The 22,878-nt window shown below is 72.0% G+C and carries 20 protein-coding genes; 10 read left to right on the forward strand and 10 right to left on the reverse strand.

The window, feature by feature from the left end; all coding sequences use genetic code 11:
- The first annotated feature begins 83 nt into the window (after window positions 1–83).
- Window positions 84–872, forward strand: a complete 789-nt coding sequence (locus ABZS80_RS15025) for a DeoR/GlpR family DNA-binding transcription regulator (RefSeq protein WP_355056307.1) — start codon at window positions 84–86, stop codon at window positions 870–872.
- Window positions 869–1,942, forward strand: a complete 1,074-nt coding sequence (gene galT, locus ABZS80_RS15030; protein WP_355056230.1) for a galactose-1-phosphate uridylyltransferase — start codon at window positions 869–871, stop codon at window positions 1,940–1,942. The genes ABZS80_RS15025 and galT overlap by 4 nt, the downstream gene beginning before the upstream one ends.
- Window positions 1,943–2,203: 261 nt before the next feature.
- Here galT and ABZS80_RS15035 read toward each other — a convergent pair whose 3' ends face one another.
- A complete protein-coding gene (locus ABZS80_RS15035) occupies window positions 2,204–3,421 on the reverse strand; it encodes an NADP-dependent isocitrate dehydrogenase (protein ID WP_151464737.1) in 1,218 nt (405 codons plus the stop codon).
- Between the two features lie 135 nt (window positions 3,422–3,556).
- On the opposite strand from ABZS80_RS15035, the gene ABZS80_RS15040 reads away from it, so the two are divergent.
- Window positions 3,557–4,369, forward strand: a complete 813-nt coding sequence (locus ABZS80_RS15040) for an MBL fold metallo-hydrolase (protein WP_355056231.1) — start codon at window positions 3,557–3,559, stop codon at window positions 4,367–4,369.
- Window positions 4,370–4,500: 131 nt separating this feature from the next.
- On the opposite strand, the gene mdh is transcribed toward ABZS80_RS15040, so the two are convergent.
- Window positions 4,501–5,451 (reverse strand): malate dehydrogenase, encoded by a 951-nt coding sequence (gene mdh / locus ABZS80_RS15045; protein WP_355056232.1) that lies wholly within the window; start codon window positions 5,449–5,451, stop codon window positions 4,501–4,503.
- 100 nt (window positions 5,452–5,551) lie between these two features.
- On the reverse strand, window positions 5,552–6,415 hold the full coding sequence (locus ABZS80_RS15050; RefSeq protein WP_355056233.1) for a bifunctional methylenetetrahydrofolate dehydrogenase/methenyltetrahydrofolate cyclohydrolase: 864 nt from the start codon (window positions 6,413–6,415) through the stop codon (window positions 5,552–5,554).
- Window positions 6,416–6,827: 412 nt separating this feature from the next.
- Here ABZS80_RS15050 and ABZS80_RS15055 point away from each other — a divergent pair, with 412 nt between their 5' ends.
- The 5 genes from ABZS80_RS15055 (at window position 6,828) to ABZS80_RS15075 (ending at window position 12,606) form a co-directional block, all read left to right on the forward strand.
- Window positions 6,828–8,435 carry an ABC transporter substrate-binding protein gene (locus tag ABZS80_RS15055; protein WP_355056234.1) on the forward strand — a complete coding sequence of 536 codons (1,608 nt, stop codon included), beginning with the start codon at window positions 6,828–6,830 and terminating at the stop codon, window positions 8,433–8,435.
- 146 nt (window positions 8,436–8,581) lie between these two features.
- Window positions 8,582–9,520 carry an ABC transporter permease gene (locus ABZS80_RS15060; protein WP_262283150.1) on the forward strand — a complete coding sequence of 313 codons (939 nt, stop codon included), beginning with the start codon at window positions 8,582–8,584 and terminating at the stop codon, window positions 9,518–9,520.
- A gap of 72 nt (window positions 9,521–9,592) precedes the next feature.
- Window positions 9,593–10,549, forward strand: coding sequence for an ABC transporter permease (locus ABZS80_RS15065; protein ID WP_355056235.1), 957 nt, complete (start codon window positions 9,593–9,595; stop codon window positions 10,547–10,549).
- Window positions 10,550–10,556: 7 nt separating this feature from the next.
- Complete coding sequence (locus tag ABZS80_RS15070) at window positions 10,557–11,594, forward strand: ABC transporter ATP-binding protein (protein ID WP_355056236.1); 1,038 nt, start codon at window positions 10,557–10,559, stop codon at window positions 11,592–11,594.
- Window positions 11,578–12,606: a dipeptide ABC transporter ATP-binding protein gene (locus ABZS80_RS15075; RefSeq protein ID WP_151465502.1), complete on the forward strand. Its 1,029-nt coding sequence runs from the start codon at window positions 11,578–11,580 to the stop codon at window positions 12,604–12,606. Before ABZS80_RS15070 ends, ABZS80_RS15075 begins: the two co-directional genes overlap by 17 nt.
- Before the next feature lie 744 nt (window positions 12,607–13,350).
- On the opposite strand, the gene purH is transcribed toward ABZS80_RS15075, so the two are convergent.
- Window positions 13,351–14,922 carry a bifunctional phosphoribosylaminoimidazolecarboxamide formyltransferase/IMP cyclohydrolase gene (gene purH, locus ABZS80_RS15080; RefSeq protein WP_355056237.1) on the reverse strand — a complete coding sequence of 524 codons (1,572 nt, stop codon included), beginning with the start codon at window positions 14,920–14,922 and terminating at the stop codon, window positions 13,351–13,353.
- Window positions 14,919–15,539, reverse strand: a complete 621-nt coding sequence (gene purN, locus ABZS80_RS15085) for a phosphoribosylglycinamide formyltransferase (RefSeq protein WP_151465712.1) — start codon at window positions 15,537–15,539, stop codon at window positions 14,919–14,921. The genes purH and purN overlap by 4 nt, the downstream gene beginning before the upstream one ends.
- Before the next feature lie 249 nt (window positions 15,540–15,788).
- Here purN and ABZS80_RS15090 point away from each other — a divergent pair, with 249 nt between their 5' ends.
- Complete coding sequence (locus tag ABZS80_RS15090) at window positions 15,789–16,373, forward strand: hypothetical protein (protein ID WP_355056238.1); 585 nt, start codon at window positions 15,789–15,791, stop codon at window positions 16,371–16,373.
- A 123-nt stretch (window positions 16,374–16,496) separates the two neighbouring features.
- Here the strand turns inward: ABZS80_RS15090 and ABZS80_RS15095 are convergent, their stop codons facing one another.
- On the reverse strand, window positions 16,497–17,825 hold the full coding sequence (locus ABZS80_RS15095) for a DUF6350 family protein (protein WP_355056239.1): 1,329 nt from the start codon (window positions 17,823–17,825) through the stop codon (window positions 16,497–16,499).
- A 159-nt stretch (window positions 17,826–17,984) separates the two neighbouring features.
- Between ABZS80_RS15095 and ABZS80_RS15100 the strand changes: the two genes are divergently transcribed.
- Window positions 17,985–18,254: a DUF2207 domain-containing protein gene (locus ABZS80_RS15100; protein WP_151465736.1), complete on the forward strand. Its 270-nt coding sequence runs from the start codon at window positions 17,985–17,987 to the stop codon at window positions 18,252–18,254.
- Window positions 18,255–18,311: 57 nt separating this feature from the next.
- Here ABZS80_RS15100 and sucD read toward each other — a convergent pair whose 3' ends face one another.
- The 4 genes from sucD to ABZS80_RS15120 form a co-directional block, all read right to left on the reverse strand.
- Window positions 18,312–19,199: a succinate--CoA ligase subunit alpha gene (sucD, locus tag ABZS80_RS15105; RefSeq protein ID WP_151465738.1), complete on the reverse strand. Its 888-nt coding sequence runs from the start codon at window positions 19,197–19,199 to the stop codon at window positions 18,312–18,314.
- Window positions 19,200–19,201: 2 nt separating this feature from the next.
- Window positions 19,202–20,380, reverse strand: a complete 1,179-nt coding sequence (sucC, locus tag ABZS80_RS15110) for an ADP-forming succinate--CoA ligase subunit beta (RefSeq protein ID WP_151465740.1) — start codon at window positions 20,378–20,380, stop codon at window positions 19,202–19,204.
- Between the two features lie 186 nt (window positions 20,381–20,566).
- The gene (locus ABZS80_RS15115) at window positions 20,567–21,460 is read right to left on the reverse strand and encodes a hypothetical protein (RefSeq protein WP_355056240.1); all 894 of its coding nucleotides are present in this window, start codon (window positions 21,458–21,460) and stop codon (window positions 20,567–20,569) included.
- Window positions 21,461–22,181: 721 nt separating this feature from the next.
- Entirely contained in the window at window positions 22,182–22,586 is a 405-nt protein-coding gene (locus ABZS80_RS15120) for a cobalamin B12-binding domain-containing protein (protein ID WP_091318208.1), read from the reverse strand.
- Window positions 22,587–22,878 lie beyond the last annotated feature (292 nt).

Raw genomic sequence — 22,878 nt, forward strand, 5'->3', positions numbered from 1 at the left:
CCTCGCTGCGCGGTAGTGTTCGTCTTTGTTGGAACACGTTCGACCGCGTGGAAACGGGTCGGGAGTCGGGAGGTGACGGCGGGGTGCTGGCGCGACAGCGGCAGGCGGTCATCCTGGAACGGGTCCGCGCCGCCGGAGGCGTCCGGGTCACCGAGCTGGCCACCGAGTTCGGCGTCTCGGACATGACCATCCGGCGCGACCTGGAGACGCTGCACGACCAGGGCCTGCTCGCCAAGGTGCACGGCGGGGCGACGCTGGCCGGCCCCGGCTCGACCGACGAACCCGGCTTCCGCGCGAAGTCGGTCCGCCAGTCCGTCGAGAAGGCCGCCATCGCCGGCCGGGCCGCGGGGCTGGTCCGCCCCGGCGCCGCCATCGCGCTCTCGGCCGGCACCACCACCGCCGAGCTGGCCCGCCGCCTGACCGACGTGCCGGGCCTGACCGTGGTGACGAACTCCCTGCCGGTGGCCGAGATCCTGCACGTCGGCGGCCGGCCGGACCAGACCGTGGTGCTCACCGGCGGGGTGCGCACCCCCTCGGACGCGCTGGTCGGCCCGCTGGCCGTGGCCGCGATCGGCGCGCTCCACCTGGACCTGCTCTTCCTCGGCGTGCACGGGATCAGCGAGCGGGCCGGGTTCACCACCCCCAACCTCATGGAGGCGGACACGGACCGGGCCCTGGTGGCGGCCGCCGACCGGCTGGTGGTGCTCGCCGACCACACCAAGTGGGGCACGGTCGGCATCTCCTCGATCGTCGGCCTGGACGCGGCGGACGTGCTGGTCACCGACGACCGGTTGGAGCCCGACGCGCGACGGGTACTCGAGGACAGGGTTGGCGAACTGGTGATCGTGCCGGGCACGGAGGGTGCGGAGTGAAGCGTAGGCAGATCGAGCTGGCCGACGGCCGCGAGTTGATCTACTTCGACGAGCGGGACGACGCGGTCCGCGACCAGCCGGACCGGCGGGAGCTGCCGCCGCCCCCGCACGCGTCCCAGCTCCGGTACGACCCGTTGACCGACGAGTGGGTGGCGGTCGCCGTGCACCGGCAGACCCGGACCTTCCTCCCCCCGGCCGACCAGTGCCCGCTCTGCCCCTCCCGGCGTGACCGGCTCAGCGAGATCCCCGCACCCGACTACGACGTGGTCGTCTTCGAGAACCGGTTCCCGTCGCTGAGCCAGCGGGTCGCCGAGGAGCCGGCCGAGATCACCCCGTTCACCCCGGTCCGCCCGGGGCTCGGCAAGTGCGAGGTGGTCTGCTTCACCGACGACCACAACGCCTCGTTCGCCAGCCTCTCCCCCGGCCGGGTGCGGACCGTGCTCGACGCCATCGCCGACCGCACCACCGCGCTGAGCGAGCTGCCCGGCGTGGAGCAGATCTTCCCGTTCGAGAACCGGGGCGTGGAGATCGGCGTGACCCTGCACCACCCGCACGGCCAGATCTACGCGTACCCGTTCGTCACGCCGCGGACCCGGACCATGCTGGCCGCCGCCCGCCGGCACGTCGACCGCACCGGGGGCAACCTCTACGCCGACGTGCTCGCCGCCGAACGCGCGGCCGGCGACCGGGTCGTGGCGAGCAACGAGCACTGGACGGCGTACGTGCCGGCCGCCGCCCGCTGGCCGTTCGAGGTGCACGTGGCGCCGCACCGCCCGGTGCCCGACATCCCGGCCCTGGACGACGCCGAGCGGGACGCCTTCGGGCCGCTCTACCTGGACGTCCTGCGCCGCTTCGACGGGCTGTTCGACCTGCCGATGCCCTACATCGCCGCCTGGCACCAGGCCCCGGTGCGCGTCGACCGGGAGCTGGGGCACCTGCACCTGCAGCTGTTCAGCATCCGACGCGCCAAGGACAAGCTGAAGTACCTGGCCGGCTCCGAGTCGGGGATGGGCGTGTTCATCAACGACATCGCCCCCGAGCGGGCCGCGGAGCTGCTCCGGGCCGCCTGACCCTCCCGCCCCACAACAGGGCGCGGGGGGCCCGGGACAGGGCCCCCCGCAAGGGAAGGGACGGCTGGCTGTGCGCGACAGCCGGGAAGGCTGGCTGATCGGCACTCAAGCCGCGAGGCGACCGCGGTCAACCTTCCTGGACGGGACTGGCATCACGTCCACCCTGCTCAACGAGGCGCGCCCACCCCGGGTGACGCCGTGCCGCGGACACGACGGAGCCCGCCGGACAGGTCCGGCGGGCTCCGGTGCGAACGGTGACGGTCAGGCCGACAGCTTGCGGGCCAGGTTCTCGTCGAGCGCGTTCATGAACTCGTCGGTGGTCAGCCACGGGGCGTCCCGCGAGATGAGCAGCGCGAGGTCCTTGGTCATCTGGCCGCCCTCGACGGTCTCCACGATGACCTGCTCCAGGGTGTTGGCGAACTCGGTGACCGCCGGGGTGCCGTCCAGCTTGCCCCGGTGGGCCAGGCCCCGGGTCCAGGCGTAGATCGAGGCGATCGGGTTGGTCGAGGTCTTCTCACCCTTCTGCCACTGCCGGTAGTGCCGGGTGACCGTGCCGTGCGCGGCCTCGGCCTCGACGGTGCGGCCGTCCGGGGAGAGCAGGACGGAGGTCATCAGACCCAGCGAGCCGAAGCCCTGCGCGACGGTGTCGGACTGGACGTCACCGTCGTAGTTCTTGCAGGCCCAGACGTAGCCGCCCTCCCACTTCAGCGCGGCGGCGACCATGTCGTCGATCAGCCGGTGCTCGTAGGTGATGCCGGCGGCGTCGAACTCGGCCTTGAACTCGTTCTCGAACACCTCGGCGAAGATGTCCTTGAACCGGCCGTCGTACGCCTTGAGGATGGTGTTCTTGGTGGACAGGTAGACCGGGTAGCCGCGGTCCAGGCCGTACCGGAACGAGGCGCGGGCGAAGTCCCGGATCGACTCGTCGAAGTTGTACATGCCCATGGCGATGCCGCCGCCGGAGAAGTTGGCGACCTCCATCTCCATGGGCGCGCCGCCGTCGGCCGGGGTGTAGGTGACGGTCACCTTGCCGGGGCCGGGGACGACGAAGTCGGTGGCCTTGTACTGGTCGCCGTGCGCGTGCCGGCCGATGATGATCGGCTTGGTCCAGCCGGGGACGAGCCGCGGGACGTTCGACATGATGATCGGCTCGCGGAAGACCACGCCGCCGAGGATGTTGCGGATGGTCCCGTTCGGCGACCGCCACATCTTCTTGAGGCCGAACTCCTCCACCCGGGCCTCGTCCGGGGTGATGGTGGCGCACTTGACGCCGACGCCGTGCTCCTTGATGGCGTTGGCGGCGTCGACGGTGACCTGGTCGTCGGTCTCGTCGCGGTGCTGGATCGACAGGTCGTAGTAGTGCAGGTCGACGTCGAGGTAGGGCAGGATCAGCTGCTCCCGGATCTGCTTCCAGATGATCCGGGTCATCTCGTCGCCGTCGATTTCCACGACCGGGTTGTTTACCTTGATCTTCGCCATCGGCCGGCGCTCCTCTCGGGGGACACGTGCTCAAGCAGTACGAGCGTACTGGAAACTGACCGGGGCTCCCCAGCCGGCCTCACCCCGCGGGAAAACGGGGTCGCCCGGGACGGGCCGCGGTGACATCCTTCCCGGATGCCGCTGACTCACACGGTCGGGTCTATCACGGTCACCGCCCTGCTCGACGGCGCGGGTCTCTTCTTCCAACCGCGCGCCGAGGCGTTCCCGAACGCGACCGCCGAGCAGTGGCGCGAGGCCGACCGGCGGGACCCGGACACGGTCACTCCGGACGGTCGCTGGTGGCTGCCGTTCCGGGCGTTCGCGCTGCGTGCCGGGGACGGGCCGGTCACCCTGGTCGACGCGGGGATCGGCCCGGCCGACGCGCTCGCCGCGAGCTGGGCGCCCGTGCCCGGCCGGCTGCCGGCCGAGCTGGCCGCCGCCGGCATCGACCCGGCCGACGTCCGCACCGTGGTGCTCACCCACCTGCACACCGACCACATCGGCTGGGCGGGCCCGCTCTTCCCGAACGCGGACCACCTGGTGCAGCGCGCCGAGCTGGCCGCGCTGGAGCTGTTCCATCCCGAGCTGCCGGCCCGGCTCCTGGGGCCGTTGCGCGCCGCGGGCCAGCTCCGGGTGGTCGACGGCGACACCGACCTCACCCCGCGGGTACGCGTGCTCGCGACGCCCGGACACACCCCCGGCCACCAGTCCGTGCTGGTCGACGACGGCGCCGACCGCCTCCTGGTGACCGGCGACCTCCTGGTCCACACCCTCCAGTTGATCGACCCCACCCTGGCGTACGCCCACGAGGAGGACGCGCCGACGGCGGCCACCTCCCGAACGAACCTCCTCGACACCCTCGCCCCGGTAACCCTGGCCACCCCGCACCTGGGCACCCCCTTCACCCCCCACCCCTCCCCCGCTCCCCCCGCCGCCCGACCCCGGTGATCATGAAGTTATTGCCACGACACGCCGAGATGGCGGGCAATAACTTCATGATCAACGCCGGAGGGGCGGGGTTGGGATGCGTGAAGGGCGGGCCGGCGTCAGCCGGCCCGCCCTTCACGGGTGTTTTCGGGTCACATGGAGGCGACGTCGGCCTGCTTCGCGCGGACGGCCTCGGCGGCCTCCTTGAGGGCGGCCAGCTCGTCGGCGTCCAGGTCGGTCTCGACGACCCGCTTGACGCCCTCGGCGCCGATCTCGGCCTCGACGCCCAGGTAGACGCCGGAGATGCCGTACTGCCCGTCGACCCAGGCGCAGACCGGCATGACCTCGCCGGAGTCCTCGGCGACGGCCTTGGCCATCCGGGCGGCGGCGGCCGACGGGGCGTAGTACGCCGAGCCGGTCTTCAGCAGCGCGACGACCTCGGCGCCGCCGTTGCGGGTCTTGACGACCAGCTCCTCGATCTGCTCGGCCGGCATGGCCTCGCGCAGCGGCTTGCCGTCCACGGTGCTCTTCGAGGGGACCGGCACCATGGTGTCGCCGTGCGAGCCCAGGGTCAGGGTCTTCACCGACTTCACCGGGACGTTCAGCGCCTCGGCCACGAAGTTGGTGAAGCGGGCGGTGTCCAGCATGCCGGCCTGGCCGAGCACCCGGTTCTTCGGGAACTGGGTGGCGAGCTGGGCCAGCGCGGTCATCTCGTCGAGCGGGTTGGAGACGACGATGACGACGGCGTTCGGGGCGTACTTGGCGACGTTCTCGGCGACCTGACGCACGATCTTGGCGTTGGTCGCCAGCAGGTCCATGCGGCTCATGCCCGGCTTGCGGGGCAGGCCGGCGGTGATGACGACGACGTCCGAACCCTCGATGGCCTCGTAGCCCTCTCCGTTCGGCCCGGTGGTGACGCCGACGACCTTGGTCTCGAAGCCCTCGACGGCGCGGGACTGGTTGAGGTCCAGCGCGAGACCCGCCGGCTTGCCCTCCACGATGTCGGTGATCACGACGGTGTCGAAGACGTCGTACTCGGCCAGGCGCTGTGCGGTGGTGGAGCCGTAGAAGCCGGCCCCGACGACAGTGACCTTCTTACCCATGGTCGTCCCACTCCCTGATACCAGTCGGTTTTCCGGACCGTATCAGCCATCCTGGCACCGATCGGGCCAGGGGCGGACGGTTATGACATGCCTGGGCGGCTCAGTCCTGCCGCTCCGCCCGCTCCACGACGTTGGTCAGCAGCATGGCCCGGGTCATCGGACCGACCCCGCCGGGCATCGGCACCAGCTTGCCGGCCACCTCGGTCACCTCGGGGTCGACGTCGCCGGTGTAGCGGCCCTTGCCGTCGGACCCGATCACCCGGGTGATGCCCACGTCGACCACTGTCGCGCCCGGGTTGACCATGTCGACCGTGAGCAGCCCCGGCACGCCGGCCGCGACGATGACGATGTCGGCCTCACGGGTCTGCGCCGCGAGGTCCAGGGTGCCGGTGTGGCAGAGGGTCACGGTGGCGTTCTCGCTGCGCCTCGTGAGCAGCAGGCCGAGCGGCCGGCCCACGGTGTTGCCCCGGCCGACCAGCGCGACCTTCGCGCCGCGCAGCGGCACGTCGTGCCGGCGGAGCAACTCGACGATGCCGCGCGGGGTGCAGGGCAGCGGGGCGTCGTAACCGAGCACGAGCCGGCCCAGGTTGACCGGGTGCAGGCCGTCGGCGTCCTTGTCCGGGTCGATCATCTCCAGCGCCCGCTGGGTGTCCAGGTGGGCCGGGAGCGGCAGCTGGACGATGTAGCCGTGGCAGCCCGGGTCGGCGTTCAGCTCGGTCAGCACCGCGTCGAGCTGCTCCTGGGTGGCGTCGGCGGGCAGCTCGCGACGGATCGAGGCGATGCCCACCTCGGCGCAGTCGCGGTGCTTGCCGTTGACGTACGCCTGCGAGCCGGGGTCCTCGCCCACGAGGACCGTGCCGAGCCCGGGCGTGATGCCGCGCTCCGCCAGCGCCTTGACCCGTGTCCGCAGTTCGTCCTTGATCTCCGCCGCGGTCGCCTTGCCGTCCAGGATCGTCGCCGTCACGACTGGATCGTCTCACGCCCCGCGCCCGGCCGGCCGACGACGGCGAAGGGTGACGAACCGTGACGTGGGTTAAGTCACGGACAGTCACCAAATGTGGAGTGCACCACACGCCGGAACGGACGGGCGGGCACCGGACGGGATGGGCCGGACACGGCCGGCTCATCCCCCCGAGCGCACCGCGACCCCACCGGAAGGCGCGGCCGAGTGGCGCGAAAGCCCTGGCCGGCTCCCTGAGGGGCCAGCTCTGTAGCACGCCAGCCAGGCGCCGACCACCCCTGGCGGCACGTTCCGTTATCGGTTCGCAACGCGGTCGTTGTCGACGGGGCGGATCGCGACCTACCGTTACCGCTCGTTGCGTAGCGTCACCCAGCGCCGGGCCTGACTGCGCAGCATGAGGAGATGAGGAGAGTTCATGCGGGTTCGTAGACTCGCCGCCTGGACCGCCCTCCCGCTCGTGGTGACGCTGGGCCTGGCGGCCTGCGGCAGCGGCGGGGACGGCGGATCGAGTGGCGGCGGCCAGGACGCGGCGGTCAGTATCCAGATTTCCGAGCCGCAGCACCTGGTTCCGACCAACACCACCGAAACGTCCGGCTCGCAGGTGCTCGCCGGCCTGTTCAGCCCGCTCGTCGACTACGACGCGCAGAACAAGCCGTACGAGGTCGCGGCCAAGTCGGTGACGCCGTCCGACAACAACAAGGTCTGGACGATCGCGCTCAAGGACGGGTTCACCTTCCACAACGGTGAGAAGGTCACGTCCGACGACTACATCAACGCCTGGAACTACGGCGCGTACGCGCCCAACGGCCAGGGCGCCAGCTACTTCTTCGAGAAGATCGCGGGCTACCAGGACCTGCAGGGCGAGAAGCCGAAGGCCAAGACGATGTCCGGCCTGAAGAAGCTGGACGACCAGTCCTTCCAGGTGACGCTTGCCGAGCCGTACATCGACTTCAAGTCCATGCTCGGCTACACCGCGTTCTACCCGCTGCCGAAGGCCGCGTTCTCCGCGCCGGGCGTGCTCAACGACTCGTACGAGCAGGCGCCGATCGGCCAGGGTCCGTTCAAGATGAAGGGCACCTGGCAGCACGACAGCAAGCTCGACGTCGAGCGCTACGACGCGTACCCGGGCGAGAAGCCCAAGGTGAAGGACGTCGAGTTCCGGGTGTACCAGCAGCTCACCGCGGCGTACTCGGACCTGCAGTCGGACAACCTCGACGTGCTGCCGACGATCCCGACCGAGAACCTGAGCACCGCGCCGAGCGACCTGGGCGACAACTACCAGACCAGCCCCATGTCGTCGTTCCAGTTCCTGGCCTTCCCCACGTTCGAGAAGGACTACAGCAAGCCGGACGTGCGCAAGGCGATCTCGATGGCGATCGACCGTGACGAGATCACCAAGTCGATCTTCAAGGGTTCGCAGCAGTCGGCCCGCTCGTTCGTCTCGCCGGTCCTGCCGGGCTACCGGGACAACACCACGGGCGCCGCGGGCCAGTTCAACCCGGCCGAGGCCAAGAAGCTCTACCAGGCCGCCGGCGGCCCGTCGAAGATCACCATCTCCTACAACGGGGACGGCGGTCACAAGGACTGGGTCGACGCGACCTGCAACCAGCTCAAGGCCAACCTGGGCGTCGACTGCGTCGGCTCCGCCGAGCCGAAGTTCGCCGACCTGCTGACCAAGGTCGAGAAGAAGCAGCCGGTGGGTCTGTTCCGGATGGGCTGGGTCATGGACTACCCGTCCATGGAGGACTACCTCGGCCCGCTGTACAGCACCAACGGTTCGTCGAACTACTACGGCTACAGCAACCCGGAGTTCGACCGCCTGGTCAAGGAGGGCGCGGCCGCGCCCACCCAGGCAGAGGCGATCAAGAAGTACCAGCAGGCCGAGGACATCCTGGCCAAGGACATGCCGGTGATCCCGCTCCGCTTCGGCGAGAACGTGTACGGGCACTCCAGCAAGGTCAAGAACGTCCAGATGGACCTGTTCCAGCGGGTCAACCTCGTCAAGATCGAGGCGGCCGGCTGAGCTGACCGTGGCACGGGCCACCCGGGGCGACCCGGGTGGCCCGAGCACGTCGCGGCCCGGGCCGGAGGGCGCCGGCCGCCAACTTCCGGTACGCCAGAGATGTCATCCAGCGCCCCATTCGCGTTTTTCCGGAGAGACTGGACAGCATGTTCCGCTTCATCCTGCGGCGCCTCCTGCAGATGGTCCTCGCGTTCTTCGGGACCACGCTGATCGTCTACGCGCTGATGTTCGCCGGACAGGGCGACCCGATCCAGGCCCTCGCCGGGGAGCGGCCGGTGACGGCAGCCCAGCGGGCATACCTCACGCAGAAGTACCACCTGGACCAGACCGGCGTGGGCGGCTTCTTCTACCGGTACCTCGACTACGTCAAGAACCTGCTCCAGGGCGACCTGGGCCAGTCGCTCACCGGCCGGCAGATCGGGGACATCCTCCAGCAGGCCTGGCCCGTCACGGTGCGGCTGGCGCTCATCGCGCTCGCCGTGGCCATCGTCTTCGGCGTCACGGCCGGCGTCATCGCCGGCATCCGGCGGGCCGGCATCTTCGACAACTCGACGCTGGTGCTCACCCTGCTGGTGCTGGGCATCCCGACCATCGTCCTGGCGCCGCTCGCGCAGTACTTCCTCGGCGTCAAGTGGCAGCTCTTCCCGCCCACCGCCGGGACCCAACCGAGCTTCTACGCGCTGCTGCTGCCCGGCATCGTGCTCGGCTCGCTGTCCCTGGCCACCGCCCTGCGGCTGACCCGCACCTCGGTGGCGGAGAACCTGCGCGCCGACTACGTCCGGACCGCCCGGTCGAAGGGCCTGGTCAAGCGCCGGATCGTCAGCGTGCACGTGCTGCGCAACTCGCTCATCCCGGTGGTCACCTTCCTCGGCGTCGAGCTGGGCAACCTGATGAGCGGCGCGATCATCACCGAGGGCGTCTTCAACATCCCCGGCGTGGGCTTCAACCTCTTTCGCGGCATCCGCACCGAGGACGGCCCACTGGTGGTCGGCATCGTGAGCGTGCTCGTCGTGGTCTACCTGATCTCCAACCTGGTGGTGGACGTGCTCTACGCCGTACTCGACCCGAGGATCCGCTATGAGTGAGCGCAGCGAACGAATCGTCAGCGCAGTGTGCCGGGTCGCTCATGACCGCGCCGAGCCGAGCGAGGTGCGGGCATGAGTGATTTCGAGACTGTGGCGGCCACGGAGGACCAGGCCGCGCGGCGGGGTGTGTCCGGCGAGCCCGGCACGCCCAACCGGGTCGGCGAGCCGCAGAAGCCGCGCAGCCTGGCCGGCGACGCCTGGCGGGACCTGCGCCGCAACCCGATCTTCTGGGTCAGCCTGGGCCTGGTCGTGCTGATCACCGCGATGGCCGCGGTGCCGTCGCTGTTCACGGCCAACGACCCGCGCGACTGTCTGCTCTCCCGGCAGCACGCCGCGCCGTCCGGCGGGGCCATCCTGGGGTACGACTTCCAGGGCTGCGACGTCTACGCCCGGGCGGTCTACGGCACCCGGGCCTCGCTGCTGGTCGGTGCGCTCGCCGCGCTGGCCACCGGCGTGATCGCGCTGGTCGTCGGCATGCTCGCCGGCTACTTCGGCGGCTGGGTGGACGCGGTGCTCTCCCGCGTGATCGACATCGTGCTCGGCATCCCGCTGCTGCTCGCCGCGATCGTGCTGCTCAAGCGGCTGAGCACCAGCAGCGACAACGTCCGGCTGTTCGCGGTGATCTTCGTGCTGGCGGTGCTCGGCTGGACCACCGCGGCGCGGGTCGTCCGCTCCTCGGTGATCACCGCGAAGGAGCAGGACTACGTCGCGGCGGCCCGCATGCTCGGCGCCAGCAACGGCCGGATCATGTGGCGGCACATCCTGCCGAACGCGCTCGCCCCGGCGATCGTGGTGCTCACCATCGCGCTCGGCTCCTTCATCGCCGCCGAGGCGACGCTGAGCTTCCTCGGCATCGGCCTGAAGGCCCCGACCATCTCCTGGGGCCAGGACATCGACACCGGCCGCATCCACATGCGCGAGTCGGCGACCCCGCTGATCGTGCCGTCCGCCTTCCTGGCGCTGACCGTGCTCGCCTTCATCATGCTGGGCGACGCGATCCGCGACGCCTTCGACCCGAAGCTGCGGTGAGAACCTCATGAGCCAGTCCGCGGTCCGGCCCACGCCGGCCTCCCCCACCCCGCCCGGTGGCCACCTGCTCGAGGTACGGGACCTGCACGTCGAGTTCCGCACGACCGAGGGCGTGGCCAAGGTGATCAACGGGGTGACCTACCACCTCGACGCGGGCGAGACCCTGGCCGTGCTCGGGGAGTCCGGCTCCGGCAAGTCCGTCACCGCCCAGGCGATCATGGGCATCCTGGACACGCCCCCGGCGCACGTTCGCTCCGGCCAGATCCTCTACCAGGGCCGGGACCTGCTGACCCAGTCCGAGGAGCAGCGCCGGCAGGTGCGCGGCAAGGAGATCGCGATGATCTTCCAGGACGCGCTCTCCGCGTTGAACCCGGTCTTCCCGGTCGGCTGGCAGATCGGCGAGACGCTGCGCCAGCGCGAGGGGATGTCCCGGGGCGACGCCCGCCGGCGGGCCGTCGAGCTCATGGACCTCGTGAAGATCCCGGCCGCGGCGAAGCGGCTCGGCGACTACCCGCACCAGTTCTCCGGGGGCATGCGGCAGCGCGTCATGATCGCCATGGCGCTCGCCCTCGACCCGAAGGTGCTCATCGCCGACGAGCCGACCACGGCGCTCGACGTCACCGTGCAGGCCCAGATCATGGACCTGCTGGCCGACCTGCGCCGCGACCTGAACATGGCGATGATCCTGATCACCCACGACCTCGGCGTGGTCGCCGGCGTCGCGGACCGCATCGCCGTCATGTACGCCGGCCGGATCGTCGAGCACGCCGACGTGCGCTCGCTGTACCGGGCGCCGGCCCACCCGTACACCAAGGGGTTGCTGGAGTCGATCCCGCGCATGGACGTCCGCGGCCAGGCGCTGTCGACGATCAAGGGGTTGCCGCCGAACCTCATGCGGATTCCCTCCGGCTGCCCGTTCCACCCCCGGTGCCCGTACGTGCAGCAGGTCTGCGTGGACGTGGTGCCGCACGACCTGGTCCTCGGCGACGGCCGGACCAGCGCGTGCCACTTCGCGCAGGAGGTCCGTGATGACAGCGCCCGCTAGCCCGACCAAGGTCCGCGGCGAGACGATCCTCTCCGTCGACAACCTGGTGAAGCACTTCCCGATCAACCGGGGCGTGCTGTTCCAGAAGCAGATCGGCGCGGTCAAGGCGGTCGACGGGGTCAGCTTCGAGCTGCGCCGCGGCGAGACACTCGGCGTGGTCGGCGAGTCCGGCTGCGGCAAGTCCACGCTGGCCCGGCTGCTCATGCGCCTGGAGACGCCGACCTCGGGCCGGGCCACCCTGGAGGGCCGGGACCTGTTGAAGGCGTCCGGCTCGGAGCTGCGCCGGCTGCGCCGCAACATGCAGATGGTGATGCAGGACCCGTACACCTCGCTGAACCCGCGCATGACGGTCGGCGACATCATCGGCGAGCCGTTCCAGATCCACCCGGAGGCGGCGCCGAAGGGCAGCCGGCAGCGGCGGGTGCAGGAGCTGCTGGACGTGGTCGGTCTCAACCCCGAGCACATCAACCGCTACCCGCACCAGTTCTCCGGCGGCCAGCGGCAGCGCATCGGCATCGCCCGGGCGCTCGCCCTGCGCCCCGAGGTGATCGTCTGCGACGAGCCGGTCTCCGCCCTGGACGTCTCCATCCAGGCCCAGGTCATCAACCTGCTGGAGCAGCTCCAGGACGAGTTCGGGCTGTCGTACATCTTCATCGCGCACGACCTGTCGGTGGTCCGGCACATCGCCGACCGGGTCGCGGTCATGTACCTCGGCAAGATCGTGGAGATCGGCACCGAGGAGGAGATCTACGAGCGGGCCACCCACCCGTACACCCAGGCGCTGCTGTCCGCAGTGCCGGTGCCCGACCCGGACGCCCGCGAGGAACGCACCATCATCCGGCTCACCGGCGACGTGCCCAGCCCGGCCGACCCGCCCTCGGGCTGCCGGTTCCGCACCCGCTGCTGGAAGGCGCAGGAGGTCTGCGCCACCCAGGAGCCGCACGCGGTGCTGCGCGCGGCCGACCCGCACCCCTCGGCCTGCCACTTCGCCGAGGTACGCCCCGGCGCCTGACCCGTCGGTCCCGCAGCCCCGTGCCCCGGAGGAAGGGGGCACGGGGCCACCGGGCGGCGGCGTGCGCGGCGTGGCGGAAGGCGTCCCCGTGTCGTCATCGGACGGGACGCCAGGGTCGGCCGCGGTGCCGCCGGGGCGACACCGGGATCTACCGGGGTGGGATCAGACGCCGGCCGGCGGGGCCCGGGTGGGAGCGACGGCGACGGCGACGGGACGGCGGGCGGCCGGTAGCGGACGGCCGCGACGGCAAACCCGGCCACGTCGGCGACCCGCGGGGGCGCGACCAGGAGGAGATCGTCCGGTCCGTCGCCGGAGGCGACGCCGGCGACGTGGTCACCGCGGGGTCCGCCGGAGAACTCCGTCCGCAGCTCCGACGGCGCGTGCCCGTCGTGCATGATCGACCGCTGGGCGGCCGTGCCCGCCGCGCCGGCTTCGAGGGTCTCCGCGTGGGCGGGCACGCCCAGACCGGCTAGGACGAACGCCAGCGCGACGGCGACGGCGGTCAACCGGTCGAGCACGCGCATGGGGACACCTGTCGGACGGGGGCCGCTGCGGCCAGCGGAGACAACGGGATGGATCGATCGCTGGCGCCACGCTAGCAACAACAATTGCGGGCGGGCAACGGTGGGCGGTCGCACATCGGCTGGTCAGCCGTGTCGACGTGACACCATCTGGGCATCGGGACGACACAATGTGAAACGGGGGCACGGCCTGTCGGCCGCGCCCCCCGCTCCGGGTCCGCGGTCAGTGGAAGAAGTGCCGGGTGCCGGTGAGGTACATGGTCACACCGGCCTCCTTGCAGGCGGCGATGGTCTCCTCGTCGCGGATCGAGCCGCCGGGCTGGACGATCGCCCGGACGCCCGCCTCGATGAGGATCTTCGGGCCGTCTGCGAACGGGAAGAACGCGTCCGAGGCGCAGACCGAGCCGCGGGCGCGCTCGGCGCCGGCCCGGCTCACCGCGAGCTGCGCCGAGTCGACCCGGTTGACCTGGCCCATGCCGACGCCGACGGTGGCGCCCTCCCGGGCCAGCAGGATCGCGTTGCTCTTCACCGCCCGGACCGCCCGCCAGGCGAACGCCAGGTCGCGGAGGGTGGCCTCGTCGGCCGCCTCGCCGGTGGCCAGCGTCCAGTTCGCCGGGTCGTCGCCCGCGGCGTCGATCCGGTCCCGCAGCTGCACCAGCACACCACCGGTGACCTGCCGCCACTCGGCCGGCAGCGGGTCGAACCCGGGGGCCCGCAGCAGGCGGATGTTCTTCTTCGCCCGGAGGACCTCCAGGGCGCCCTCGTCGAAGCCGGGCGCCACCAGCACCTCGGTGAAGATCTCCGCCACCTGCCGGGCCAGCTCCACCGAGACCGGCCGGTTGACCGCGATCACCCCGCCGTACGCGGACACCGGGTCACAGGCGTGCGCCCGGCGGTGCGCCTCAGCCACGTCCGCCCCGACCGCGATGCCGCACGGGTTGGCGTGCTTGATGATCGCCACCGCCGGCTGCTCGGGGAAGTCGTTCGCGGCCCGCCAGGCGGCGTCGGCGTCGACGTAGTTGTTGTAGGACATCTCCTTGCCGTGCAGCTGCTCGGCCTGGGCGAGGCCGGCCGGGCTGGCCGGGTCGGCGTAGAGGGCGGCCGCCTGGTGCGGGTTCTCGCCGTAGCGCAGCACCGCCTGGCGGCGCAGCGCCAGCCCGGCGAACGCCGGCCACCCGTCAGCGGCCGGCGCCAGCTCCCGGGCGAACCACTCGGCGACGGCCACGTCGTAGTCGGCGATGTCGGCGAACGCGCGGGCCGCGAGGGCCCGGCGCTGGGCCAGGGTGAAGCCGCCCTCGGCGAGCGCGTCCCGCAGCGCCGGGTACGCCGCCGGGTCGGTCACCACGGCCACCGAGGCGTGGTTCTTGGCCGCGGCCCGCACCATCGCCGGACCGCCGATGTCGATCTGCTCGACACACTCGTCCTGGCCCGCGCCGGAGGCGACCGTGGCCTGGAACGGGTAGAGGTTGGAGACCAGCAGGTCGATGCCGGCGATCCCGTGTTCGTCGAGCTGGGCGGCGTGCGCGTCCTTGCGCAGGTCGGCGAGGAGACCGCCGTGGATCTTCGGGTGCAGCGTCTTCACCCGGCCGTCGAGGATCTCCGGGAAGCCGGTCACCTGCTCGACCGGGGTCACCGGCACGCCCGCGCCGGAGATCGTCGACGCGGTGCTGCCGGTCGAGACGATCTCCACCCCCGCCTCGTGCAGGGCCCGGGCCAGCTCGACCAGGCCGGTCTTGTCGTAGACGCTGACCAGCGCCCGCCTGATCGGGCGGCGGGCGTCCTCAGTGGCACTCACGGAACGGTGACCTTTCTGCCGGTGATCGTCCAACCTTCACGGACCAGCCGACCGACCTGCTCGACGAGCTGGCGCCGCTCGGCCGACTTGATGCGCTCGGTGAGCGTCTCCACGTCGTCGTCGTCCCGCACCGGCACCGCGACCTGGGCGACGATCGGGCCGGTGTCCATTCCGGCGTCGACGAAGAACAGGGTGGCCCCGGTGACCTTCACGCCGTACGCGAGTGCGTCCCGCGGGCCGTGGATGCCGGGGAACGCCGGCAGCAGGGTGTTGTGCGTGTTGAGGTAGCGGTCCCCGAACGCGGCCAGGAACTGCGGGCCGACGAGCTTGAGGAAGCCGGCGCTGATGACCAGGTCCGGCCGGTGCTCGGCGACCCGGGCGGTCAGCGCCTTGTCCCAGTCCGCGCGGGTCGGGTGGTCCTTCAGCCGCTCCACGAAGGTCGGCACACCGGCTGCGGCGGCCCGGTCCAGGCCCGCGATCCCGTCGCGGTCGGCGCCCACGGCCACCACCCGTGCCCCGTACGCGGGGTCGGCGGCGGCGTCCAGCAACGCCTGGAGGTTGCTGCCGGAGCCGGAGACGAGGACGACGAGGCGGGCGACGGACGCGGGCTCGGTCACGCGGCAACCCTATCGGGCCTGCGGCGGTGTCCCACGCTCGGGCCGCGCCGCCGCTGGTGATCTCCCTCGTGGCGCCGGCACGATACGCTGCCGTCGCCCGGTGCCGTGCGTACGCCCGGCCCGGCGTCGGCATCGTGACTGACCTTGGTCCCGGGCCCGTGTGCCGCGGCGTCCCGTGTCCGGGCGGAATGATGAGCGGCAACAACCGACCATGGACCGTCGACCCCCACTTTGAGGAGCGCTCCGCACATGCAGCCCGGTTACCCCGGTCAGGACCCGCACGGCCAGCAGCCGAACCAGGACCCGACCTCCCCGCAGTACGACCCTTACGGCCAGCCGCCGCAGGCCCCGCAGTACGGGCAGCAGCCCACCTCGGGGCAGCCGTACGGGCAGGACCCGTACGGCCAGCCGCCGCAGGCGCCGCAGTACGGGCAGCAGCCGGCCTCGGGCCAGCCGTACGGCCAGCCGACCTCCGGCCAGCCCTACGGCCAGGACCCGTACGCGCAGCAGCAGCAGCCGTACGGCGCCGCGCCCCAGTACCCGCAGGCCGGTCACCCGACCGGCGGCGGCCAGAACAACACGCTCGGCCTGATCGGCATGATCGCCGGTATCGCCTCGATCGTGCTCGGCCTCTGCTGCCCGATCATCGGCATCCCGGCCGGCATCGCCGGCATCGTGCTGGGCTTCATGGGCCAGAAGAAGGTCCAGGCGGGCGAGGCCAGCAACGCCGGCCAGGTCAAGGCCGCCCTCATCTGCGGCGGCATCGGCGTGGTCATCGGCATCATCAACGCCATCGCCGGCGCCGCGATCAACCTGAGCAACCTCGGTTCCTGACGGGTTCCGACGAGGGGGCGTCCGGCGTGCCGGCCGCCCCCTCGCCCGTTCCCGGCGCCCCCGGAGTTGCTGATCAAGAGGTTTGCGTCGTGATCCGGCGCTGCCGTGACGCGAACTTCTTGATCAACGCGACGTGGGGCCGGGACGCGGCGGGGTGGGGGTGCGGGCCGGGGTGCGGGTGAGGCTGCGGCCGGCCGCGGCGCCGAGGACGGTCCCGACGGCGATCACCAGGGTGGCCACGCCGGCCACCGGCCAGGCCGACGGACCGATGTCGGCGAGCCGGCCGCCGCCGAGCGGGCCGCCGGACGCCGCCGCGGCCAGGCCGAGCAGCAGCCCCGCGACCGGGCCGGCGAGCGCCGCCGGAACGAGCAGGGTGGACCACCCGACCGGCGCGCGGTCCTCGGCCGCGAGCCGCAGCAGCCGCCGGGCCAGCAGCCAGCCGGCCGCCATCGCGGCCAGCACCGGCACCGCGAGCAGCGCGGCGCCCAGCCCGTCCACCGGGCCCCGCGGCAGACCGGCCAGCAACGGTACGGCCGGCAGCGCGCCGACGGAGACCTCGCTGGTCTGCACGGCGGTGTCGGTGCCGACGGCGAACCCCGGACCGAGCAGGTAACTGACCGACCAGACCGTGGCGTTCGGCGCGTAGGCGAGGCTGACCAGGGTGATGCCCGCCTGACCGGCCACCCCGGTCCGGTACGCCCCGATCATGTCGGCCGCGTCGCCGCCCCCGGTGGCCACGGCCAGCCCGGCCGCCCCGGCGCCCGCGCCGAACAGCAGCAGGCCGGCGACCAGCCCGGTGCGCAGCCCGTCGCGCAGCGCCGCCGGGGAACGGCGGGCCAGCAGGACCCAGACGCCGGTGGTCCGCAGCGCGCCGACCAGGGCGGCGAGCCCGCCGAGGACCGCGAAGGTCACCCCGGCCCGGAGCGGGGACACCCGCAACCCGCCCGCGCCGACCGCGATCGCCGCGAGGGCGCCGAGCAGCCCGTACGCGATGCCGACCGCGACCGCGACGGTGAGCGCCCGCCCGGGCGAACGGTTGCCCCGCGCGCCGACGGCCCGGCTGACGTGTACCCCGGCGCGGGTGAGCCGCCAGACGGCGAGCGCGGTCAGGGCCAGCGGCGCCAGACCGAGCGGCCCGGCGGAGGTCTCCAGCGGCACGCCGTGGCCGAGCAGCCAGCCGACCAGGCCGGCGCGCAGCGCGCCGGGCAGTGAGCCGGCGTCCTCGCTGAGCTGGGCCAGGCCGAGCACCAGGGTGACCGGCAGCCACGACGTCACGGCGGCCCAGAGGGCCGCCACCCCGGCGGCGACGGGCAGTGGGGCCCGGCCGCGCGGCGACTCCCCCGACCGGGGCGCGGGCACCCGCGGCGCCGGCCGGGCACGGCCGCCCGGCCGGGCGTCGGCGGTGACCTCGGCGGCGGGGTGGCGGGGCTGGTCAGGGGTGACGCGTGACATCGGCTCTACTCTGGCATGCCGCGCGGGCGACGGCAGTCCGATACCGCCCCGGGACCGCGGCGAGTTCCCTGATCCACCGGCTCGGCGGCGCGGATCCGGTTTAGCCTCGGCCCAGGACGCGACCTTTCCTGTCGCGGCACAGACCGCTCGGAGGAAGCCGTGAACGCTCCGTATCCGCCGCCCCCGCCGCCACCGGCCGCCGGTCGGGACCGGACCACCCTCTGGGGCGTCCTGGGGATCATCACCGGCCTGCTCTGCTGCGGCATCCTGGGCATCGTCTTCGGCTACCTGTCGATCCGGGACGCGAAGCGCTCCGGCAAGTCCCCGCTGCTCGGCTGGCTGGCCATCGCGTTCGGCGTCATCAACATCATCGCCAGCGCCATCATCCGGACGCGGGGCAACTACTACACCCCCTACTGGTACCGGTAGGAAGCGTGAGGGGGCCGACCGGACCCGGTCGACCCCCTCGGCACGTCATGCGACCGCTCAGCGGCCGGACATGATCTCCCGCATCAGCTTGGCGGTCTCGGTCGGGGTCTTGCCGACCTTCACGCCGACCGCCTCCAGCGCCGCCTTCTTGGCGTCGGCGGTGCCCGCCGAGCCGGAGATGATGGCGCCCGCGTGGCCCATGGTCTTGCCGGGCGGGGCGGTGAAGCCGGCGATGTAGCCGACCACGGGCTTGGTGACGTTGGCCTTGATGAACTCGGCCGCCCGCTCCTCGGCGTCACCGCCGATCTCACCGATCATGACGATCGCGTCGGTCTCCGGGTCCGCCTCGAAGGCGGCCAGGGCGTCGATGTGCGTGGTGCCGATGATCGGGTCGCCGCCGATGCCGACGCAGGTGGAGAAGCCGATGTCGCGCAGCTCGTACATCATCTGGTAGGTCAGCGTGCCGCTCTTGCTGACCAGGCCGATCCGGCCGGAGCCGGTGATGTCGGCCGGGATGATGCCGGCGTTGGACGCGCCCGGCGAGGCGATGCCCGGGCAGTTCGGGCCGATGATCCGGGTCCGCTCGCCCTGGGACACGTTGTACGCCCAGAACGCGGCGGTGTCGTGCACCGGCACGCCCTCGGTGATCACCACGGCCAGGTCGATGCCGGCGTCGATCGCCTCGACCACGGCGGCCTTGGTGAACTGCGGCGGCACGAAGATGACCGTGACGTCCGCCCCGGTCTCCTTCATGGCGTCCGCGACGGACGCGAAGACCGGCAGCTCAGTGCCGTCGAAGTCGACCTTCTGGCCCGCCTTGCGCGGGTTGACGCCGCCGACGACGTTGGTGCCGGCGGCGAGCATCCGCCGGGTGTGCTTGGAACCCTCGGAACCGGTCATCCCCTGCACGATGACCTTGGAGTCCTTGGTCAGCCAGATAGCCATTGTCAGACCCCCGCAGCTGCCAGCTCGGCGGCCCGCTCGGCCGCGCCGTCCATGGTGTCGACCCGCTGGATCAGCGGGTTGTTCGCGCCGTCGAGAATCGCCCGACCGGCCTCGGCGTTGTTGCCGTCGAGGCGGACGACGAGCGGCTTGGTGGCCTTCTCGCCGCGCTGCTCGAGCAGCGCCAGCGCCTGCACGATGCCGTTGGCGACCGCGTCGCAGGCGGTGATGCCGCCGAAGACGTTGACGAAGACGCTCTTCACCGACGGGTCGGAGAGGACGATCTCCAGGCCGTTCGCCATGACCTCGGCGCTCGCGCCGCCGCCGATGTCGAGGAAGTTGGCCGGCTTGACGCCGCCGTGCCGCTCACCCGCGTACGCGACCACGTCGAGGGTGGACATGACCAGACCCGCGCCGTTGCCGATGATGCCGACCTCGCCGTCGAGCTTGACGTAGTTGAGGTCCTTCTCCTTGGCGGCCTGCTCCAGCGGGTCCACCGACGCCTGGTCGACCAGGGCCTCGTGGTCCGGGTGCCGGAACGCGGCGTTCTCGTCGAGGGTGACCTTGGCGTCCAGCAGCAGCAGCTTGCCGTCCTTGGTCGTGGCCAGCGGGTTCACCTCGACCAGCGTGGCGTCCTCGGCGACGAACGCCTGCCACAGCTTGACCGCGACCTCGACCACCTGGTCGGCGACCTCGGCCGGGAAGCCGGCCGCGCTGACGATCTCGCGCGCCTTGGCCTCGTCCACGCCGGTGTTGGCGTCGATCGGAGCCTTGACGACCTTCTCGGGGGTCTCGGCGGCGACCTGCTCGATGTCCATGCCGCCGGCGACGCTGGCGATGCAGAGGAAGGTGCGGTTCGCCCGGTCGAGCAGGTACGAGAAGTAGTACTCGTCGGCCACGTCCGCGGTCACCGTGATCATGACCTTGTGGACCGTGTGACCCTTGATGTCCATGCCGAGGATGTCGGTGGCGCGGGCCACCGTCTCCTCCGCGCCCTCGGCCAGCTTCACGCCACCGGCCTTGCCGCGGCCGCCGACCTTCACCTGCGCCTTGACGACAACCCGGCCGCCGAGGCGCTCGGCGATCGCGCGGGCCTCCTCCGGGGTAGTGGCGACGCCGCCGGCGAGCACGGGCAAGCCGTGCCGCTCGAACAGGTCCCGCCCCTGGTACTCGTACAGGTCCACGATTGCGCGTCCCGTCCCGTCTCCGCGGCGCGCCGTCGCGCCGCCACCAGCGTTGGAAAATCAGTTTGACGCCTGTCATCAGATGAGACAGGCCATTTGCCGCAGCCTAACGAGATGGGAACCGGGGGCAACCGAGCGGGTGCACGGTGTGCGGTAATGCACAGCCACCACTGCGTCGCGCCGGGGTCAGCCCACCCGGCAGCGACCGGCCGCGTACCCGACCACGGCTCGCATGATCTCGTCCTCGCTCCGGTCGGCGTGGTTGACCGTGGCCGTGAAGCCGGTGCCGAAGAAGGCCTGCTGCATCCCGGAATCGAGCGCGGTGAACGCGCCCAGGCCGCTGCCGACCCGCGGGTCCCGGGGCTTCACGCAGAGCATCTTCTCCAGCCCCCAGCGCCGCAGGTAGATCCGCTCGACCAGCTCCCACGGCAGCCAGATCGCCTGCCCCCGGGTCGGCCGCGTCTTGATCCACAGCCCGGCCGGCCCCAGCGCGAGCACCGGGCCGCCGGAGGAGACCAGCCAGAGCTGGAGGCCCACCGGCACGGCGAAGACGAGCATGACCACCGGGATGATGAAGAGCAGCCCGGCGCCGCCGCCCTCGGACGACGCGGCGAGGCCGATCGGGCAGGCCATCACCAGGCCGATCACCAGGGTCACGAGGCCTAGCGTCAGCGCCCGCTTGCGCAGGCTCGGCCGCACCACGAACGGCAGGTCCTCCGGGATCCGCTTCCCGGTCGGCACGGCGGGCGCCTGCCCCGGCCCGACGCCACCGGGGTGATACGCCTGCTGCGCACCCGGCCAGCCCGGCGCGGGCTGCTGGTACGGCCCGCCGTGCTGCTGGTACGGCCCGCCGTGCTGCTGGTACGGCGCCCCGTGCTGCTGCTGCGGGGCGGGCCAACCGGGTGCCGGCTGCTGCTGCGGGGCCGGCCAACCCGCCGGGGGCTGCTGCGGAGCGGGCCAGCCCGGATGGGGGGCGCCCGGCGGGGGTGCCTGCTGCGGCGCCGGCCACCCGCCGGGAGGCGGGGTCGGCGAGGGCTGGCCGCCCGCGGGGTCCGGCTGGGGGTACGGCGGCTGGGTCACGGCGAACTCCCGGCGGGGTCGTCGACCGCGGGAACGCGGTTCGGGCAGGCACACCATACGGGCCACCTCCGTGCCACGAGGCCCCCGGAAAACCGGCCCGTCCGGCCGGCCCGGGACGCGGGCCGTCAGCCGTCCGGGGGATGTTGCGGAACGGGCGTAACCCCCTGTTGGGGGCGTCGTTGAGTCTGATGTCGGAGCGCTGGTAAGGCGCGACGGCGGGAGCGGCCGATGCCCTGTCGGTCGAGGGGTGGCGGCGGGGCATCGTGCATAGAGGGGCCGGGCGTGTGAGGGGTGCGTCCGGCCCCTCCCCCTGTCCGCACACCGGCGGCCCGCCATCACCTCGCCGCCCGGGCGGCATCCCGGCCCGGCACCGCCACCTCGGCGAGCCGGCGCGATCCCGAACGCGTTGCCAGGTTCGCTGGCAGTCCCCGGCGGCGCCGGACCTGGCGGTCCTCGGTCAGTTCCGGGACCCGCTACCAACTTGATGTCGTGAACGACTCACGGCTGGACCTCGTTGACCGCGCTGCATCACCGATGACGTCAGCTCGAAAGGCGCGTTGAGAGAGCCGTAGGGCCCGATCCGTTCACGTCATCACGTTCGTAGCGGCCGACCGACACCTGTGCACCCGACCGAACGGCCCGCCACGCCGGCACCGCCCGGGAAGGGGCACGTATCCGGTCCGCAGCGGGATGGGGAGCCAACCGCCGACGCCGGGAAGGGTCAGGCGACCGGCTGGGCGACGTTCTCCCGGACCCACTCCACGATCGACTGGGTGGTGGCGCCGGGCGTGAAGATCTTCGCGACGCCGAGCCGCTGGAGCTCCGGGATGTCGGCGTCCGGGATGATGCCGCCGCCGAAGACGACGATGTCGGCCGCGTCGCGCTCGGCGAGCAGCTCGAGGACACGCTTGAAGAGGGTCATGTGCGCGCCGGACAGCACCGAGAGGCCGACCGCGTCGGCGTCCTCCTGGATCGCGGTCTCCACGATCTGCTCCGGGGTCTGGTGCAGGCCGGTGTAGATGACCTCCATGCCCGCGTCCCGCAGGGCGCGGGCGACCACCTTCGCGCCCCGGTCGTGGCCGTCCAGGCCGGGCTTCGCGACGACGACCCGGATACGAGAGCTCATCAGCGCACACCTTTCACCGGCTCCGGCACTCCTGACCTGAACGAACGGTAACCCGCCCTTCCCGGGGCCGGAAACCCGGGCTGCGCCTTACCGCCCGGCGCCACGCGCGGGAAGCCGGACACCTCCGCCGAACGGTCACTGTCCGCGACGAACGGGCGGTGGTCGGGCCACCCGACCGGCGGCACGAGCTATGACAAGAAGGGATGGAAACGGACAGAACGAAACGCCAATTCGGCGCTTCAGCTTGTGACCAGAGTGGCAGTTGGCTAACGTGTCCACGGTTGTCATCAGG

The sequence above is a fragment of the Micromonospora sp. NPDC005305 genome, from assembly GCF_040607315.1.
Taxonomy (GTDB): Bacteria; Actinomycetota; Actinomycetes; order Mycobacteriales; family Micromonosporaceae; genus Micromonospora.

What these genes read in the sequence shown, in the direction of transcription:
- ABZS80_RS15065 (WP_355056235.1), top strand. Translation starts at nt 9,593, where the DNA reads ATGAGTGATTTCGAGACTGTGGCGGCCACGGAGGACCAGGCCGCGCGG.
- ABZS80_RS15055 (WP_355056234.1), top strand. Translation starts at nt 6,828, where the DNA reads ATGCGGGTTCGTAGACTCGCCGCCTGGACCGCCCTCCCGCTCGTGGTG.
- ABZS80_RS15075 (WP_151465502.1), top strand. Translation starts at nt 11,578, where the DNA reads ATGACAGCGCCCGCTAGCCCGACCAAGGTCCGCGGCGAGACGATCCTC.
- ABZS80_RS15120 (WP_091318208.1), bottom strand. Translation starts at nt 22,586, where the DNA reads ATGAGCTCTCGTATCCGGGTCGTCGTCGCGAAGCCCGGCCTGGACGGC.
- ABZS80_RS15090 (WP_355056238.1), top strand. Translation starts at nt 15,789, where the DNA reads ATGCAGCCCGGTTACCCCGGTCAGGACCCGCACGGCCAGCAGCCGAAC.
- ABZS80_RS15040 (WP_355056231.1), top strand. Translation starts at nt 3,557, where the DNA reads ATGCCGCTGACTCACACGGTCGGGTCTATCACGGTCACCGCCCTGCTC.
- mdh (WP_355056232.1), bottom strand. Translation starts at nt 5,451, where the DNA reads ATGGGTAAGAAGGTCACTGTCGTCGGGGCCGGCTTCTACGGCTCCACC.
- ABZS80_RS15060 (WP_262283150.1), top strand. Translation starts at nt 8,582, where the DNA reads ATGTTCCGCTTCATCCTGCGGCGCCTCCTGCAGATGGTCCTCGCGTTC.
- sucD (WP_151465738.1), bottom strand. Translation starts at nt 19,199, where the DNA reads ATGGCTATCTGGCTGACCAAGGACTCCAAGGTCATCGTGCAGGGGATG.
- ABZS80_RS15035 (WP_151464737.1), bottom strand. Translation starts at nt 3,421, where the DNA reads ATGGCGAAGATCAAGGTAAACAACCCGGTCGTGGAAATCGACGGCGAC.
- ABZS80_RS15095 (WP_355056239.1), bottom strand. Translation starts at nt 17,825, where the DNA reads ATGTCACGCGTCACCCCTGACCAGCCCCGCCACCCCGCCGCCGAGGTC.
- ABZS80_RS15070 (WP_355056236.1), top strand. Translation starts at nt 10,557, where the DNA reads ATGAGCCAGTCCGCGGTCCGGCCCACGCCGGCCTCCCCCACCCCGCCC.